This window comes from Nocardia sp. NPDC052001 (genome assembly GCF_040680615.1).
Lineage (GTDB): Bacteria > Actinomycetota > Actinomycetes > Mycobacteriales > Mycobacteriaceae > Nocardia.
This window is the reverse complement of record NZ_JBFAXC010000011.1, coordinates 68,156-86,068: the sequence shown is the minus strand read 5'-3', so window position 1 is coordinate 86,068 and position 17,913 is coordinate 68,156. Positions and strand designations below refer to the sequence as shown.

The window sequence follows — 17,913 nt, the reverse complement described above, 5'->3', positions numbered from 1 at the left end:
GATAGCCGTGCACCTGGTCGAGGCCGATCCGGGCACATCCCCGCGCGTGCGGGGAGCACTCGGGAATCCAGCGGGTACGGCCCAGGCGTTCGGGCTCATCCCCGCGCGTGCGGGGAGCACACCGGTAGCCCCCTCTCGGTGCACCCGTGGCTGGGCTCATCCCCGCGCGTGCGGGGAGCACTCAGGATCCTTGATCTTCGCGTCGGTCTTGTAGGGCTCATCCCTGCGCGTGCGGGGAGCACCCAGCGAGCAGTACGTGCGCGAGATCGGTGAGGGGCTCATCCCCGCGCGTGCGGGGAGCACAGTCAGTACGCGCTCCCGCTGGTGTTCTCGGTGGGCTCATCCCCGCGCGTGCGGGGAGCACGTTTCGGCCCGCCGGGGGCTGTCGCGTATGGAGGGCGGCTCATCCCCGCGCGTGCGGGGAGCACGTACGGAAGCACGAACGGGCGCTCGCTGTGACGGGCTCATCCCCGCGCGTGCGGGGAGCACACCGAACCCGGCCCAATACATCGGCTCATGAGGGGCTCATCCCCGCGCGTGCGGGGAGCACCATTCGTGTTCGCCGGTGATGATCGCTATGTCTGGCTCATCCCCGCGCGTGCGGGGAGCACTCCTTGCGCGCCTGGGGAATTGGGCCGAATACGGGCTCATCCCCGCGCGTGCGGGGAGCACACCCACCACTTCGGGCACCAATGCAGCGGTGCGGGCTCATCCCCGCGCGTGCGGGGAGCACCGCCGCGGTCGCGGTGATCGGCGGGGCCAGGACGGGCTCATCCCCGCGCGTGCGGGGAGCACACTTCTTGACCTGCATACCTTCAGCTCAAAGTGGCGTTTCGCATTCACTTTCCAAACGCCCGAGCACGCATCGCATACGAACTCCTACGGACGTAATCGAATCATTGGCTGAGAGTCCAATACTCAGTGCCCAGCGGGGTGAGGGCAAGCTTCCGCTGCCGGGCAGCGTGGGTACGGAGTCGAGCTATCGGTGGCAGGTCTATGTGGTGGGGCACCTGCGCCAACAACAGCAAGCCACGTCGGCGTGGTTGCCGGGCATTTGGTTGTAGCTCCCCGAGACTCCCTGCTTCCGGCTGTTTCGGAGGACCGAAGATGCGCGTGCCCACGTATATGCTGTACGGAACGTGAATTCGACTGTCACACAGTGAGGCTTAACGGCCAGCGCGCCTCACCAGTGGAAACGCAGCGGGCCGTTTGTGAGTACCCCGGCCTAGACCGGATCTGCCGCGGTCTCGGCGATCTTCCTGCCTCTCTTGTTGAAATGAGCATCAAGCGCGAGTCGTGCAAGGACAACAAAGTCAACGCGGTACCAGGCTGCGAGGATGTCGATCATGATCGTCGCTGTGTTCGGTGGCTGAAACTGCATCCGCTTTGCTTCACCACGCGGTGCCTTGCCGACCTTGACATTGCCGAAGAGCGGTACCTTGTGGCGTTCGCCGGCCTTGTGCGCATCGACGAATTCGCCCAACTTGCCGCTCTCGTGGGTCGCTCCGATCGCTTCCAGGACGAGGGTGGTCATAGTCGAGGGGGCGCCGGGTCGGCTGTAGCGGTTCGCGGCTGCCTTGAGCTTCTGGTGGGCACTCGGGGAGATTTCCAGTGGCAGCTGGTCCTTGCCGGTGGAGGGTACTTCAAGGACTGCTTCGAGTAGCGCCGCAAGTACTTCGTCGTCGCGCTTGGAGATCGAAGCGATTCGGTTGACGATCTCAGGAATTGCCTTGCGGTCCTTTTCCCGGGTGACCTGAACTGCCTCGTCGATCAGCAGACGAACCTGCTCTGCCGGGTCTCCGGCAGAGAACACATTCTCGGTATCGTCGCTGCCGTCGATAACAGTCGATTGCGGGGCGCGCCCCCAGTCGGGGTTCGAGATCGGCGGGCGCAGAGGCACTTCCCCGCGGTCGGCGGGAATGCTGAATTCCGCTGGCGGCTGAGACTCGATGGCTTCGTTGGACGTCGGCGTGGGAACGCTGTGCAATGGGGCTGATCTTGGTGGGGGTGGAGGTACAGCTGCTGGAGGCGCGACTGCGGCGGTACGCATGGCGTCGGCTCCAGGTGTGCGCCCGCTGAAGGCGTTTTTGGCGAGAGGCTGTTTGGGAGGTGGTGGTTTGGCCATTATGCGGACTCAGCCTCCTCGGACGAGACCAGGTGGGCTGCGTAGATCGGCGTGATCGCCACGACGTTGTCGTGCTCGTCGACCTCAAGTTCGATGTGGTCGACAGCTCCCGGCGCGTGACCAACCACTCGGCATTCGAGTTCGTACCGGAAGTAGTTGATGACTTTGAGCCATGCGCGGGTGACTCGTGTAATCGAGTTGATCTCGGCGGCAGGCCAGCGTTCTGTCAGCGCTTTCTGCTCGAGCTCTGTGGGGGGAAGTCCGTAGTCCCGGATGGAGATTGCCACTCGCTCAACGAACGGAACTCCGTGCGGGCACGCGACACCCTGGCCGCCCATGATCTCTTGCTGGAGGCTGAGTCGCTCTTTCAATGGCTTTCCGTCGTCGGCCATTGATGTGCCGAAGATGAAGGAGCCGAGCAGTTCGACGTAGGGGTTGTAGTCCTCGCGAATGACGCTGTAGATCGAGGCGACTGTGGTGAGGCCGAGGATTGAGCTGCCGTCGGTCTTGGTCGGGCAGATCACCCATCGCGACGCCGCCATGACGACTCGCATCATCTCTTCGTCTTCAGGTGGGCTGTCGATCAGCACATAGTCGTACTCGTCGACGACCGGGCGGAGGGCGATCGCGAGAAGTGTCGGTGCCTCGTTCTCACCGACCGAGGCAAGCATGCGCTTCACCCGGGTGATCTCTGGACCACCCAGGCACACGTAGAGGTTTTCCCGGCCTGGAACCGCGATCGGGTTGAGGGGCTTGCCATTGACGATCGACCAAGCCAGTCCCGCACCACCGTCGCCGTATACCGGGATGCCGTCGGCGAAGATCGGCGCACCGGTGTTCTCGTCGACCGCCTGTGGGATGCCGAGGTCCTGGCTGACGTTGCCTTGCTTGTTGGGATCGATGATGAGTACACGGAACCCAGCTGCGGCCAAGGCTGCACCGAGAGATGAGATGAGGGTGGTCTTACCGACTCCTCCCTTATCGCAGACGCCGCAGACGACCTTGCGGTCCTTGATCCACGACATGTCTATAGCTTTTCGGTTGCGCCCTTGTAAGGCAGTCACGCCGGTCTCCTTGTGAGCAGCTGAAAAGCAGTGCGGCAAGACAGCATTCGCGTTACCTGTCACCACTTGCGTTGCGCGAGACAGACTACCGCACCCTTGCAGCGCATGCGGAAGCGACACGCGGGCAACTCACGTATTGGGCACACTGACAGTACGAGTCGAGGTCGGCACGACACGTCGGCGATGGGACATCCCGACAACGTCCCACCTCGCCCTCGTGACATTCAGGGTGCCCCACTTCGTGACGTCCACGATCCTGGTGTACCAGTCCCCCAGCGTCAAAGACTGCAGCAGGGCAACAAGGAGACGTCGGATCAGACTCCTCGGGATGCGACTGTCGCGGATTCCACTGAGACCCACGGGAACAACACCACGTTGCACCCGCGAGGGCGTTGCGTAGTGCTGCCGACTGCTCGTCGGACTAGCAGCAGCGATGACAGCATCCGGCTTGGCAGTAATGAGACGCATGATCGGAGCCCGTGAGGAGAACGCCATGGCGCTTCTAACAAGAACGATTGACACGGCGCGCGCCGCAACCCGCGAGGATGTTCGACAGGCGTCATCTGAAATAAGTCTCAATGCGCGCGTTTTGCAGTTCATCTGCACAGTTCTATCAGCGGACATTCCAAGACCTGTGTTAGCAGACACCTAACACCGCCTTAAGAAGGCTTTCAAAAAACGTACCTGAAAACACTTCAACAGAAGCATTCAGATAGGGGTTAGAAGGGTAACTCATGCAGTTGTGTATAGATTCTTGTCGATGACACTTAAGACAAGTTAATGGACAGCCTTCTGAACAGTTTGTCACACGATCTTGTATAGGTACGAGTAAACGTCCCAATCGACTGATAGCGTGGCAGCCTTCAAGACAGTGGATTGAACTGTTCATTCGACAGCCTTTAAAACAGTCTTAAAAATACATGCAAAAACAGGTGGTTTTACTAGTTTGAACTGCGAAGATGTTGCACATTGTTGATGGTACATATGGAACCAAATGTGACAACGCCGAGCCTCTTTGTCGGCGAGATGCGCAGTCAAATTCACGTCTCGGAATCTACCTGACGAACCATCGACTGACTACGCACCGACGCTGTGTCTGTACGATTTCCTCGCTTCGACCGAAACTCAATCCAGTGGTCAAGGAATTTGACCGTGATCATCGGTGCCCGAGACCGTTATGTCGCGCGTATGAAATCTCTCTACTCGCCACCGATTAGTCAGATCCACGCTTAGCCTGCATCAGATTTCGTGGCTCTCCACCGATGTAGAGACTCTCCCCCGCTCTCCGCATAGGCTTCGATTTCCATTGAGGAATAGAGTTGCGCCGATGCATGCACGCGCGTCGTGCTCGAACCGATAGCGCAGCCGCCTGCCCTCGCTTGCTGTAGGCACACAGCGGCGATGATCAATTGCAGCCTGTGAGGGCAACTTCCTGGATCGACTCAGCAGCTGATCCTCGTAGCGGGAAGGTTGGCTTGACCGCGGTAGGGCACCAGACTCGCCACCATCGGAGGTGCCGCCCGCATACCCCCCGATGGGTCGCGGCGACTACAGCTCACACCCGACACCTGTCGAGATTAACCACTCGGAAGATCCATGGAGCGTGTTGCCATCTCTTCTGCCCGCGAGGCGGACGGCGGCCGTGTAAAGAACCTTGGCCGTCAACGATGTCCGATCGATGATGAGCATGGGGGAGTGCCCGCTCTGGGAAAGACTCTGATTCTGAGCCGATCTTCGCCGTCGTGCGTGATGCGGTTCGGCGGGCGATACGAATACGTGTCGAGGAACCGCAACCTCGCGCTGTGCCGTTGTCGCACTATCCAAGTAGACGCACTCCTCGCCGAGGGCCCGATTACAGGGCCTACGTGAAGTCGAAATAGGCCGAGGAACCTCTGCCGCCCGCCCGCTTGAACGTGTATCGGCACCCCCGCTACCACATCCCAGTGGCTCACACTCACCACTGCGAACCCGCGATCCTCGACCACAGGTCCCACCATGAGCAGATGCGGACTAGCGCGATCTCCACCCACCATTCGATAGCTGACAGCTCTTAGTTCAGGTGACCTGGGGTTTTGCAGCAACGGGTAGGTTCTCAAAGAATCAATATCGCGGCAATGCGGCCTGATTGGCACGCTAAGTCATCAACACCCCGTTTGGTCATCGGACTATGCGATCGAGCCCGTTAGTCGATACTGGCGAATGCGGGAGGCCTTATAGGGTTTGACCTGCGCTTTTCGGAGCGTCACTCGGGGCTGGAGGCATCCCTGCCGTCCGCACTGTCTCGCTGGGTTTGGGCATGTCGGACGCCGAGCCGCCATGGTAGTCTCATTACATCATCGGGTAGTCTCACCCAGCGGCTATCCGCCTGCATTACACCCTGCGCAGATGATGAGCCAGGGCGGCGTCGAGCTCGCGCCAGACCAAGCCAGGGAGTTGAGGCGTCGATGACTGGCGGGTCAGCGCAGGGCGTGGGGAACCTGCTCATGACCCTGCGACCGGATGGTTGTTGTATCAACTGTGGATGCGCACCGACGATGGACAGCCCGTCCAAGTCACCGGCCGAATCAGTCCGCCCGACTTCTGCGTGATCGATGTCCGCCCGTTGACAAGTACCGAAACCGCCGAACTCGCCCAGTGGGAGGCCAGCAATGATTGACAACACCACCCACACAGATGACGTCACTCCTGAGGAGATGGCCAAGCTCTTGGCGCGCGTGCAGCCCGGCGAGGCTTCAGTAACGGTTCCGGACGCAGGTAGCGAGGATCGCATGCAACCGCGGTCGATGAAGTTGACTAAAGATCTGGACTTGCGGGTCGGGGTACGCGCGGCGGAACTCGGCATGACCAAGAGCCAGTACTTCCGTTGGCTTGCAGAGAAGGACCTGGAGAACGCGTATGGCGACAAGCCTGAAATGGTGTCACTGAAGCAGGCCCGCACTATCGCGACTCGGGCTGTCGACGAGGCACTGGCGCGACTGTCGCACCGTCCCGGCGACGCCGCCTGAAATCACTCCGCCCCCTCACTACCGCACGAGCCTCACAGGTGTTCGTGCGGTAGTGAGCGAGGCTCGTCAGCTGGCCTGACCCTGTCCCGGAGGGTGGCCCTGCTGGGCGATATCCCGTCGGGGATATCCAGCGTCACGCGCGATCAAAAGGCAGGTCAGCGCATGTTTGATATCGACCGCGCCGCCCGGCCGATCGGTGGAGATCCAAGGACGTCCAAGGGCTGCTGTTGGCAGCGATCCAGCCTGGTTTGCAGCGAGCCTCCATGCTCACTCGGTGTTCTTTGGTTTGGGTTTCCGATAAGGCGTACTTATCGGAAACCCAAACATTCAAATACCACGTCATGACCTCTTTTTTCATCGGCCGAGAGGCGCGTTGCGGCCCACTTTCGGGTATCGGGGCCGGTAGGCTGGCTCATCGTGATGATCACACCCCTGGCGCACGAGACATCGGGCCCGCTCGACCGATCTCGGATGAGCAGGCCAATGCACCGAGAGCGTCGACGCCGTGCGCTCCCTTCCGAGTTCGAAGTCGGTGAGTGATCCATGACGACAACGTCACCGGCCTCCGGGGAGGCTCCCAGTCCAGGTGAGCCCACAGGAGTATTCGGTCTCACCGCAGCGGACCGTCGTCGATTGCGGTCACGTGACGTAACCATCCCGAGGTCCGGGCCCGTCAGGACTGCGGTCGAGATCGTGCCCGCGGGCACCCCTGCCGTGGTTGTCTCGTCGCTGGTGGGGGAGCAGGATCGCGCGCGGATCGACCAGCGCCGCGCCAACGCCAAGGCTCCCAACACCGTCGGCGGGTACGCCAGCGCGTGGCGGCGCTACAGCGACTGGTGCGCGCGCCGGGGTGCCCCGCCGCTGCCCACGCACCCGGAGCAGATGCCGCTGTACCAGGAAGCCCTCGCGGCGTATCTGGCCGAGGCCGACGACACGATCGCCGCCGACGGCACTCCGGCCTACGCTCGCTCCACCCTCGAATCCTGGTCCGCCGCAATCGGATACCACTTCGGCCAGGCCGGACTGCCGAACCCGGCACGCTCGGCGATCGTCGCCGAGACCATGACCGGCATCCGCAAACGCCGCACCGCGGCAGGCATCGGGGCGAAGAAGGCCGACCCGCTGCTGGCGGACATGCTCACCCGCATTGTGACCAGCATCGATGTCGGCGCGGTGGGCTGGAAGGCGACGGTCGCCGCGCGCCGGGACATCGCGCTGCTGGTGGTGCAGTACGCGGCGGGGTTGCGGCGCACCGAGTTGGCGAACCTGTGGGTCGGGGACGTGTCCCGCGCGGGAGATCCGCGCGATGAGTATCTGCTGGTCCGGATCCGAGGCAGCAAGAAGTCGCCCACCGACATGGAATACGTCGCGGTGCGCCGAGGCGAGCACGCCCGCACCTGCCCGTGGTGCGCACTGCTTCGGTGGACCAGCGTGCTGGCCGCGTTCGACCGCGCCCTGGCCGCCGCCACCCGCGACCCATCCGGCGCCGGGCAGCTCGCGATCGAACGCACCCTCCGCCGCGACGACACCGCCACCGACCTGCATATCTGTGACCGGGAATGGCCACGCTCCCCGCGCCTGGAAGTGCCGCTGTTCCGGCCACTCGACCGGGACGGGCTGCCGCATCCGATAGCGATAACGGACCGGTCGGTGCCGAACATCCTCAAAAGCCGCGCCACCCAGGCCGGATACGAACCCGCGGTGGTGCAGGGGCTGCGGGGGCATTCCGCGCGCGCGGGCACCGCCACCCAGGCTCTGGCCGCCGGGGTCGACATCTACACCGTGGCCAAGCATCTGCGTCACCGCGACACCCGCAGCACCGCCGCCTACGACCGGCGCGCACCGTGGGCCGGGCACACCGCCGCTGATCATCTCGGACTGTGACACCCGACATGGATGACGAATTCGGTTACGCCCCAGCACCATCGGGGCTCGCGCAGCGCTACCACCGGTCGTGGCGCGAGTTCGCGATCTGGTGCGCGGCCGCCGACCAGGACCCGTTGCCCGCCGCGCCATGGACCGTGCTGTCGTATCTGGTGGATCACCCAGGGCGCAGTACGACGGTCGCCGGGCGGGTCACCGCGATCAACTCCGCGCACGCCGCCGCCGGACTACCCGCGCCCGGGCGCGCGGAGTCGTTGCGCCAAGCCTTGGATGAGGCGCGCGCTCAGCGCGCAGCACGTCGGCGCGCCGCGGTCGATCGGATGCTTCCTCGAATTCCGGTGTGGGGCTGGCCCGGTGGGCTCGCGGGCCGACGCAATGCCGCGCTGCTTGTGCTGGCCGCGCACGGTCTTCCCCACGCCGAGGTCGCCCGCCTCACCCTCGGCGATATCACTTACGGCGACAACGCAATTCACCTCGGAAGCCAGCCGATGCTCACCGTCGCCGCGACAGGCGATCCGTACCGGTGCCCGGCGGCCGCGCTGCGCGCCTGGCTGGTGGTGCGCCCGGCGCTGCAACGCTATAACGGGCACATGCTGGTCGAGAACGCGTTGCGGGCGCGCACGCTGCCGGGCATTTCCGCCGATACCGTCGATCCGGACCAACCATTGTTCTTGCCCGTGGACCGACACGGATATACCCCGACTCCGTACACCGAACGCGCCGGAGTACCGCCCACTCTGCCCGCACTCTCCGCTGATTCCATCGCGGCCATCGTCACCGGTCACCTTGCCGGGCATTGGCCCAAATATGCAACACAACAACATGATTCGACGCGCGATGCTGGGATGGACCCGATCTCGGAACCCGAGAGCGACGATGTCGGGTTGGGCCAGGACTACTACGAGCGGGGTGCGGCCGCCCGGCGACGCGACCACCACATCCTTGCCGAGATCCCCGACCTGCTCGACGACGCCATCACCCGCATGCAGGCCCTGCTCGACCACACCGATGCCATCCTGCACGGCGCGTTCGCCGCGGCCACGGATCCCTCGCAACAGCCCCGAGGTCCTGTACTTCGATATCCATTCGACCCACGGCGAGACTCGTTCGACGGCCCGAAATAGGTCGCCGCCGTGTTGGATGCCGCGACATAACCCGCAGCGGTCGAGACGACGATCGCTACCAAGTTCTATGCCCAGCCGAATTCCCTGCCCGATCAACGGGCCCGGCGCATACTTTCCTTAGGAGCAGTGTCATACGGGTGCACTGTGCAAATCATTGGTCGACTAACGCAGAACATGCAGACAAGGCGGAGGCAAGGTTGCCGCTCGTATTCGTACATGGTGTGTCTACCCGAATAGATTCGGACTATCTCGCCGCTCAACAGAGTCGTGACGCGCTGTTCAGGCAGTTTCTTCTGAAAGGACACCGCAGAAGCGACGACCGACCGCCTCGGATCTTCAATCCATATTGGGGTGATCTAGGCGCTACCCGCGGCTGGATCGGACGTTCGATACCTCAGGATAGTCTTGAGTCGTTGGGCAGCAACGAATCGGACTTCTCGGATCTCGTCGCAGAGTACGCAGGTATTGCCCCAAACGGTTCCCCAGAGCTGGTAGTCGGTATGGCTCAAAACAGTCTCCCGGAGGCGATCGATCTACTGTGGGAGATTGCGGCTCTGAGTTCGCCCGACTGCGAGGAGCTCGCTCGGCTTGCCGTCGAGGTTTTCGCGTATGTGACGGACAACTCGGATCCGAGATGGCTAGCCGACATCGGAACTGCGGATCAACTCGTCGACCGCCTTGCCACGGAGGTAGGGGAGCGTACGCCCGGCGAGTTCGAAGAGTTCGGGGCAGCTAACGGCTGGGAGGCGATTCGCGCAGGCCTCTACCGTCTGCAGACCGATTTGGCAGGTAGGACAGGCAAGCGGCTCTCCGATAAGGCTCGACAGGCCCTGATGCCGAAACTGTCGACTTTTCTGGGCGATGTCCTAATCTACCTGCATCAACAGAGCGACGCAGGCGGGGAGATCCGAGCCCGGGTCAGTCAGGCGATCATCGAGGCCTCGAAGCTGGCCGAGGAGGGTGACCCGCTGGTGATCGTTGCCCACAGCATGGGCGGCAACATCGTGTACGACCTTCTGACAACAGAGCTGGGAGCCCTAGACATACCGCTGCTTGTCACGGCCGGGACGCAGGTCGGATTTTTCGAGGAACTCGGGCTATTCCGTGCCAGCACTGGAAAGCCGGGGACGCAGTCTGAGCAGCTTGCGAGCAAACCGGCCAATATCAACCGGTGGATCAACATCTTCGACTTCAGTGATCTTCTCGCCTTCCGTATCGCTCCGGTCATCGGTGGGGTCGACGATTTCTGCTTCCGAACTGGATCGATCCTGAAGTCGCACAGCCGCTACTTTCTCCATCCGGGATTTCACGGACGCCTCACCGCCCGGGTCCATGGAAAGGGCCCTCAGTCGTGATGTTCGCAGATCTCGAGGAGCGGGCCCGCCCACAGATTCACGTCCTCGCCATCGGCGTCGGGCACTACCCGCACCTGCCGGGCGGGGGTGGCGCCCCAGCAAATGAGAATCTCGGGCTTACACAACTAACGTGCCCGCCGGTGTCGGCTCGTAGCTTCTGCGATTGGGTCGTCAAGGAAATGAACCATCCAGAAGCGACCTTGGGGTCCGTTGAAATCCTGACCTCCGGTTCGGGCGCGCACCTCTCTCCGACCCTGGAGAACGTGACTCGATCCTTCGATCGGTGGTACGACCACTGCGACCAGAACGAGGACAACGTTGCCATATTCTATTTCTGCGGACACGGCGTAAAGCGCGAGTCGGAATACATTCTGCTCGAAGACTTCGGAGAATCCGGAAACAGGCTTCTGCAACACTCCGTCGACGTGTCCGATCTTTACTACGCGATGGCTCGGTGCCGGGCGAAGAACCAGTACTTCTTCGTCGACGCCTGCCGCCAGATTCCGTTCAAGCTCCTGCGTTCGCTGTCCGGTGACGCGACCCGACTCCTTTCGAGAGAATTGTCCGCCGACACCCGGTCGAACGCGGCGCTGGTGTTTGCCACCTCGGGTGGCGCGAAAGCGTACGGAACTGCAGGACAGGTCTCGCGATTCACCGACACCTTGGTGAAGGCTCTGTCCGGATTGGGCGGTCATCCACACGGTGACGAATGGGTGGTTAGCATGCCTCATTTATTCCGGGCGGTCGGCATTCTTATGCAGGACGACGGCGGGCCGGCTCAGAACCCCACCTCCGAGCTGGTCGGGTCGTCACCGGTGCACATTATGTTGAAGCCTCCGCTAGTACCAGTCACAGTGGCATGTAGCCCGCAGGCCGCTATCGCAGGTGCCGAGCTGCAACTGCTCGATCGGGGTGGCGTGTCGCCCCCCGGCACGAATCCGATGACTGTTCCGAATGGGTGGCATTTCGAACTGTCCGCCGACTACTACACCCTCGATATCAGCTTCCCGGCTGGTGAGTACTCTGCGATCCGCAAGGGTCTCATGGCGTTTCCGCCTCGCCTTGCCACACATGTGAAGGTCGGACAATGACCCGCAGCGTGGAAATCATGATCGACAGTCGTCAGACCGAGTTGCTCGACGCGATCATGTTTGGCGAAGCGATCAGCTTGTCGCACCAGCGGACGACCTTCCTGCTGCGAATCGGCCACCCGTGCCGGATAGAGATCGATAACGAAACACACCTGATTCGCCTGACCCATCCGCGCGGGTTCGACATCAACGCAATGCTCTCGCCCGGCTCCCGGGCGATCTACCAGCTTGACCTCACCGACGTATTTCTCACCGCCGCCCGGGCCTCGCTGGTTAAGCCACCACTAGAAGCCAATGAACGTATCGGATTGAAGGCACCACCGCCCATTACTGTCTGGGCACGTTCTCGCACCCACGCATTCCTGGAGGCGAAATCCCTGGTGACCCCGCAAGGGCGGCGACTCTTTCTGCAGGGGAACCGAGCTGGGAGCGCGGCAACCTCGGCGATCGAGTTCCGTTCTGCCGCATCGGCATGGCGAATATCACAACTTCCTCCCTCTGACAGCGTCGTGATCGATCTGAGCCAACAGATAAGCGGCGGCGAGTTCCACGACGGGGTCGCTATCACGGTGCGCACCACCGACGTCGCGGCCGACAGCATCCTGGGCTTCCTCGAATCAGGCCAGAACGAAGCCGCGACCGCCATTGCTGTCTCGGTCGCCGAGGGCGACCTCCACGGCACCGGGGCGGACTCTCTGCTCGCCGCGGCCTACTGCCTGTTCGAAATGAGGCAGTCTGAGCCATTTCAACGAGTCGCCATGCACGCTATTCGAGCGACCGACCCGGCCCCGGACTACTACATTCTGTCCGCGTGGACCTTTCTGAGGCTGGAGGGCTCCAACGCGCGCGATCTCGCGCGGTGGAATCTCCAGGCGGCAGACCGCATCGGCCTCCCGACCTACACACGGGGCCTTCGGCACTTCTATCAAGGCCTGCGCCTCGTCTCTGACGATTCAGACGCAGGCCCGCACCGCTCAACAGCCAAGGGCAGAGCCGCCGCTGCGGCTGCTGCATGTGATTGGGCAGCCCGTTACACCACCTACTGGTGCGACTCCCGTGGTAACCCGGATTCCGAGCGACATGTGGGAGCCCCGCTGTCGGACGGGTCGCGATGGGTTCCGCTCTCGGTTTCAGGTCTCGCCACAGCCACCCCTGCCTCGTCCGATCACAGACTTCTCGATAGTCATCACAAACCGGATATATCGACTTCTACGAGGAAGCGTCGGCGCCCGATATCCCCCGACATCGTAGTCACCAGTATGTCCATGTCGACCTCGGTGGCCGGTGATATCGATGCCGGATGGAAGAGCCTTCTCAACGGCGAAAGCGGTATCGATGTCCTCGACGAAGACTGGCTCATCGAGTATGACCTGCCGGTACGCATCGGCGGCCGCCTTGCGGTCAGCCCTACCCGGTTCCTCAGCCGCGTGGAAATAAGGCGCATGTCACTTGCCATGCAATTGGCGGTTGTCTTAGGCCGAGAGCTGTGGAGGAATGCCGGGACTCCCGAGATTGACCCACGCCGCCTGGGAGTCTGCGTCGGAACCAGCCTAGGCGGGCTGGACGCGCTAACGCGCGCCGCCGATGCGCTGCGCACCGGCGGCAAAGTGACACCTCTGGCTGTGACTTTGAGTATGGCCAACGGCCCGTCCACTGCTGTGGGACTCGAACTGCGTGCGGGAGCTGGCGTGACCGCTGCGGTGTCTGGGGCAGAGGCGATCGCAGCCGCATGGCGAATGATCGCCTTCGGGGACGCTGACGCCGTGGTGGCAGGTGGTGTCGACCTTCCGATCGATCCGGTGCCGTTCGCCGCGTTCTCCAATCTGCGGACGCTCAGTCGTCGAAATCATGACCCGCGGGCAGCCTCACGCCCCTTCGATCGCGATCGAGACGGCCTTGTCCTCGGGGAGGCCGGTGCCATGATGATGCTCGAATCCGAGGACCACGCACTTGCGCGCGGCGCGACGATCCATGGCCGACTTCTTGGCATTGGCGTCACTGCGGACACCCATCACCTGGTTGCCCCGGACCCGCAGGGGCGGGGCCTGAGCAGAGCGATGACTCGGGCAATAGAGACTTCCGGTCTCGTGCCTGGCGACATCCACCACGTCAATGCCGCCGCGGCGGGGACACGGATCGGTGACCCATCCGAAGCGCTTGCGATCCTCCAGGCTCTCGGGAATACCCATCCGCCGGTGTATGCACCGAAATCGGCACTGGGCCATACCTTGGGTGCCGCCGGTGCCGTCGAAGCAGTTCTCACGGTTCTCAGCATTCGCGACAGCATCATCCCACCGACGTTGAACCTGGAACACCCCGATGTCGACCTCGATATCGTGCACGGAGACGCCCGTCGAGGTGCAATCGACTACGCCCTCACGAACTCAGTCGACCTCGGCGGACACAACGTGTCGTTGACGTTCGGAAGGCAATAGTTCGCGCCGAGTGAGCGCAGCCTTGGCTGTGCGCCCCCGAGCATATGGTCCAGGCTGGAACGTGATGGCGCGTCCCGGTTTCCTGACTCTGTCCAGACAGTCAGGTACGAGTCACCGCGACTCAAGAAAAAGTTCCATGCTCCGAATCTGCTGTCTACCTGAGGTTTTGGGGGCCAACGACGAGAGCGAGGTTCGCAGAACGACTCTCAGAGCTGGACGGTAAGGAGGACTCGTCCAGGAAGGTGCCCTCCATGTCCAACACCGCTGTCAAAGGTCTGCTGCTCACAGGTGCGACTCTGCTGGCGGTCATCGCCGGCACCGTCGCTGGCGTTATCGCCAGAGCCGACGGCGCAACTGTCCCCGCTGCGATCCGAGCCGGTGGCATCGGCTTCGGGGGCGCACTCACTCTGCTGATGCTTGCCATCACCACCTACAGCCTCTTGTAAGTAGTGACCGCTGTCGAGTTCGCAACTGCCCTGTCTCCACAACGTTCATACCCGAGATCCATTGAGCGCGGCCTGGCGCATGTACAGCTGATGCCCGTGGCGACCGAGGCCATGGAACGCGGCGGCACTTCCCGCCAGGCGATAGGTTTGGCAGGGCGGACCAGCGGCCACCCACCCGGAGCCGCTGATCCACCTCCCGCCTCATACCGCTGGATTGGACGCCGCTCCGGGCCCGGCGCCCGGGCCCCGGCGAAAGAGGCTGCCGAGTTTGGGGATCGTCGCGCTCGCACCGGTCACTGCGGCGATGACGCCGGCGGCCGGGTTCAGGAAGTAGGCGATCAGACCGAGGAGACCGCCAACGCCCGCCACGAGGATGAGCGTCATCGTGGCCAGCCCCGCCATCGTCTTCCATGTCCAGTGACCGGTGTTCACGACCATCATCTGGCGGTCGAATACGTCCCAGACCCCGGATGGAGGGGTGCGCATGCGTTCCACCACCTGGCAGTTCGGCCCGCACTTCGGGCACACATCCGGTGGGCGGGCAGGAGTGGAATCTGCTGCACCGCTATCTATTTCAGCCATGAAGGCGTTGTCCCATCTGTCGAGTTCTCGATGACGGGACACACGCTATGGCGGGCCGGAACCAATGTTTCAGTCCCCGGTTTTCCCTGGTGGGGACTGTTTGAGTGGTTCGGGTGGCGGAACTGTGGTGCGGCAGGGGATGGGGTGGATCGAACTTGTCTGCCGAGGTCGATAACCTCATGGACGCCTGGTTCCTCTCGTAACTGAGCGGGTATCGGTGTTGTCCGGCTGCCCCTGCCAGGTTTGGACGCCTAGGAGGCAGGGGCAGCCGTCTTGTCTCGCCAAGGCCCGCAACAACTCCGGGCCTGAACTGCGGCCGTGGTCGCGACCGTGGCGGGAATGCTACATAGAGGCCGCGACAGCTCTCGAACCAACGAAAACGCGCACTCGGCGTGTTCGCGTGTGCAGTTCTCGGGCAGGTTCCGCTGGTAGCAGCCGATTCAGGGATCGCACGGACGTCACGCGGGTAGGCGCCCCCCGCGAAACCGACTCGATTTGAGGAATCCTCGAGTACGGCTGTGGGGTTCGCCTGTGCTGTAATGGACTCCCGCTCTGTGGGTCTGACCAGGGTGAATCGCTCCCGTACCAGGCGTATCTGGTCATGTTTTCAACTGCAGAAAAATTCTTCAAAGTTCTTCGCCCCGACGACTTCCAAGGGGACCGCCCGCCGCAGGTCACTTCCCTACAGGGCAGCGGAGTGGACGGTGTCGAGTCCTTCGGTCCCGGGTCGACGTCGTCCTGGGGAGTGGACCGCGGTGTCAGCATCGCTTCATGGTTCCTCGATGTCCGGGGCCGATATGGGGCCATTCGGAGCCAATAGGGGGCCAGTTGACGGCGGGGTGCGTTGGGTGCGGGAGCAATTGGTCCGGGCAGCGATTACCACCGTGCCCCGGTGATTGAAGCGAGCGGAAGACCATCTTCGAACTTGGTGCGTAACTTGGTGTGTCGGCGAGGCTTTCGGGCCGATCTCGCGCCATGGCCTGACTCTGCCACTTGTCGCAGGTCTGAATGTTCGGAGAATGTTTCCAAGCTATGACCGAAGGCGACCTTCGCGGGAGTCGATATCGCTATCGGGCATAGCGGAGCGCGGGAGCGCGGCGAGTAGCAGGACTGATATGGCTTCGGGGTGCCTACTGCATCAACCCCGTTCGCGACCAGAGCGCGGGCCGACTGTGGACGTCCGGAGTCGTGTTCAGTGCTGACGCGCGGACTCGGTTCCCGTTGAACGGGACATCGGACATCCGCGTGCCTCGAACTCCGGTTCAGTACCGTGCTTTTGGCTGTCCCCGCCGTCAGCACGGTCTCGCTAGCGTGTGCGGTTTCAGTGGGACTGGCAGTCTAAATACCCATGCCTGCAACGTGGTTCGCGGACAATCAGCAGGTATGGGCCGCCGATCTGTTCGCCGTCGGTGTCCGTCCTGCGAGGTGATTTTTAGCGCTGACGGGCGTTCACGGCGCCGCTACTGCTCACCGGCGTGTGTTGCCCGCGCATACCGGGCCCGCCAGCGCTCAGCGAGCATTCGCGCGCAGGTGAGCGCCCCTGGTCAACGCGTTGCTGCTGGTGAGGAGCCTGGGATCGTGTGTCCGGGCTGCGGGGTTCGGATTTACCCGGGTGGGCCGACACTGCGCGCTGATGCCCGGCACTGTTCACCACGGTGTCGTCAGCGCGGGTATCGACAGCGGTGCCGAGAAAAAAGTTCGTGACCATGACGCGAAGACGTCACTGTGTGACGGCTGGCGTCATGATCAGCGGCGATTGTGTCGGACCCCCTGCGCACACTGGGCCGAAATCCGCACCCGACCCGGCACGAGAGCGCCGGAATCCTAAGGGGGAACATAGATGTCGGCCAGTGCCTGGGTAGAACGTGCGATCGTGCCCGGAACTACAAGCACCACCGTGGTGTACGCGTACCTGCCCTTCGCGGGCGAATCGAACAGGTCCTGGCTGCGCGCGGTGCTGGGGAAAGGAGTCCGGTTCACGGCGGTGCAGCGCGAGAACCGCACTGTCTGGAAGATCGCCTCGAAATATCTGCTCCCCTTGGCCGCGGCGATGGCCGAACGGTTCAACGAGATCGAGATGAGGTTCGAGATCTCCAAAACGATGCGCTGTGACACCAACTGCCAGGACGCCAGCCCGTACACGGTGTGGCGGTGCGTATGCGCCTGCGGCGGCGAGGACCACGGAGGAATCGGTCGCTACAGCGACTGGTACCGCACCGGACGGACCACGCTCATCCGCAGCGACACCACCCAAGTCGAGCGGATAACCATCTGGAAAGGGCAGATCCGGCTCCCCGAAGAACCCGTCGCCGCCGCACCTGCACCCGTCATAGCTCGACCGCCCGCACCCGAGCCTCCGCGCTCCGCGCTTCCCCCGCCCACGGTGCCACCGCGAAACCCCGCGCACGTGCCCCCGGCCCCCGAACCGCCGAGGTATGAACCTCGCACGGTGGTGCCCGCGGCGGACCGGTTCGCACACCACGAACCGGTAGCGAGCATCGCCGGTCCGCCGCCGGTGGTGCGGCCTCGGCCGGTGGTCGTCGAGCCGCCCCGCCGTCGGGGTGCGAGCGCCCTGATCACCGTGGCCGCCGCGATTGCCGCGGTCGGGATCGGTGTGATCGTCATGCCGCACCACACCGCGGCTGGCCCCACACCCACCTCGTCGACGATTCAGCCCACCGACATCCAGCCCACCGAGACGCCGCCCGAAGATACCCAGCCCGCCGAGCTGCCACCGCCGCAAACCCAAGCGAGCCGGCAGTTCCCACCTGGCTGCTACCCGTTCCAAACAGGATGTTGAGG

12 protein-coding genes and 1 CRISPR repeat array (1 of these 13 running past the window's edge) are annotated in these 17,913 nt (G+C 63.1%); of the genes, 9 read left to right on the top strand and 3 right to left on the bottom strand.

The window, feature by feature from the left end; all coding sequences use genetic code 11:
* Positions 1-795: a CRISPR direct-repeat array (repeat unit 28 nt; unit sequence GGCTCATCCCCGCGCGTGCGGGGAGCAC) (it extends 217 nt beyond the left edge of the window).
* Positions 796-1,225: 430 nt separating this feature from the next.
* Together AB0L82_RS35555 and AB0L82_RS35550 are read right to left on the bottom strand one after the other, a co-directional pair.
* On the bottom strand, positions 1,226-1,987 hold the full coding sequence (locus AB0L82_RS35555; RefSeq protein ID WP_364646786.1) for a hypothetical protein: 762 nt from the start codon (positions 1,985-1,987) through the stop codon (positions 1,226-1,228).
* A gap of 137 nt (positions 1,988-2,124) precedes the next feature.
* Positions 2,125-3,150 carry a ParA family protein gene (locus AB0L82_RS35550; RefSeq protein WP_364646783.1) on the bottom strand — a complete coding sequence of 342 codons (1,026 nt, stop codon included), beginning with the start codon at positions 3,148-3,150 and terminating at the stop codon, positions 2,125-2,127.
* 2,560 nt (positions 3,151-5,710) lie between these two features.
* Between AB0L82_RS35550 and AB0L82_RS35545 the strand changes: the two genes are divergently transcribed.
* The 8 genes from AB0L82_RS35545 (at position 5,711) to AB0L82_RS35510 (ending at position 14,529) form a co-directional block, all read left to right on the top strand.
* Positions 5,711-5,845 (top strand): hypothetical protein, encoded by a 135-nt coding sequence (locus AB0L82_RS35545; RefSeq protein WP_364646780.1) that lies wholly within the window; start codon positions 5,711-5,713, stop codon positions 5,843-5,845.
* A complete protein-coding gene (locus tag AB0L82_RS35540) occupies positions 5,838-6,194 on the top strand; it encodes a hypothetical protein (protein ID WP_364646777.1) in 357 nt (118 codons plus the stop codon). The genes AB0L82_RS35545 and AB0L82_RS35540 overlap by 8 nt, the downstream gene beginning before the upstream one ends.
* Positions 6,195-6,887: 693 nt before the next feature.
* Entirely contained in the window at positions 6,888-8,078 is a 1,191-nt protein-coding gene (locus tag AB0L82_RS35535) for a hypothetical protein (protein ID WP_364646774.1), read from the top strand.
* Complete coding sequence (locus tag AB0L82_RS35530) at positions 8,075-9,202, top strand: hypothetical protein (RefSeq protein WP_364646771.1); 1,128 nt, start codon at positions 8,075-8,077, stop codon at positions 9,200-9,202. The genes AB0L82_RS35535 and AB0L82_RS35530 overlap by 4 nt, the downstream gene beginning before the upstream one ends.
* A 413-nt stretch (positions 9,203-9,615) precedes the next feature.
* Positions 9,616-10,557, top strand: coding sequence for a hypothetical protein (locus AB0L82_RS35525; RefSeq protein WP_364646768.1), 942 nt, complete (start codon positions 9,616-9,618; stop codon positions 10,555-10,557).
* Positions 10,558-10,697: 140 nt separating this feature from the next.
* Positions 10,698-11,648, top strand: coding sequence for a caspase family protein (locus AB0L82_RS35520; RefSeq protein ID WP_364646765.1), 951 nt, complete (start codon positions 10,698-10,700; stop codon positions 11,646-11,648).
* A gap of 1,232 nt (positions 11,649-12,880) precedes the next feature.
* Positions 12,881-14,083 (top strand): beta-ketoacyl synthase N-terminal-like domain-containing protein, encoded by a 1,203-nt coding sequence (locus AB0L82_RS35515; protein ID WP_364647070.1) that lies wholly within the window; start codon positions 12,881-12,883, stop codon positions 14,081-14,083.
* Positions 14,084-14,334: 251 nt separating this feature from the next.
* Positions 14,335-14,529, top strand: coding sequence for a hypothetical protein (locus tag AB0L82_RS35510; RefSeq protein ID WP_364646762.1), 195 nt, complete (start codon positions 14,335-14,337; stop codon positions 14,527-14,529).
* A 201-nt stretch (positions 14,530-14,730) separates the two neighbouring features.
* On the opposite strand, the gene AB0L82_RS35505 is transcribed toward AB0L82_RS35510, so the two are convergent.
* Entirely contained in the window at positions 14,731-15,015 is a 285-nt protein-coding gene (locus AB0L82_RS35505; RefSeq protein ID WP_364646759.1) for a hypothetical protein, read from the bottom strand.
* Between the two features lie 1,969 nt (positions 15,016-16,984).
* Between AB0L82_RS35505 and AB0L82_RS35500 the strand changes: the two genes are divergently transcribed.
* Positions 16,985-17,911, top strand: a complete 927-nt coding sequence (locus AB0L82_RS35500; RefSeq protein WP_364646756.1) for a hypothetical protein — start codon at positions 16,985-16,987, stop codon at positions 17,909-17,911.
* Positions 17,912-17,913 lie beyond the last annotated feature (2 nt).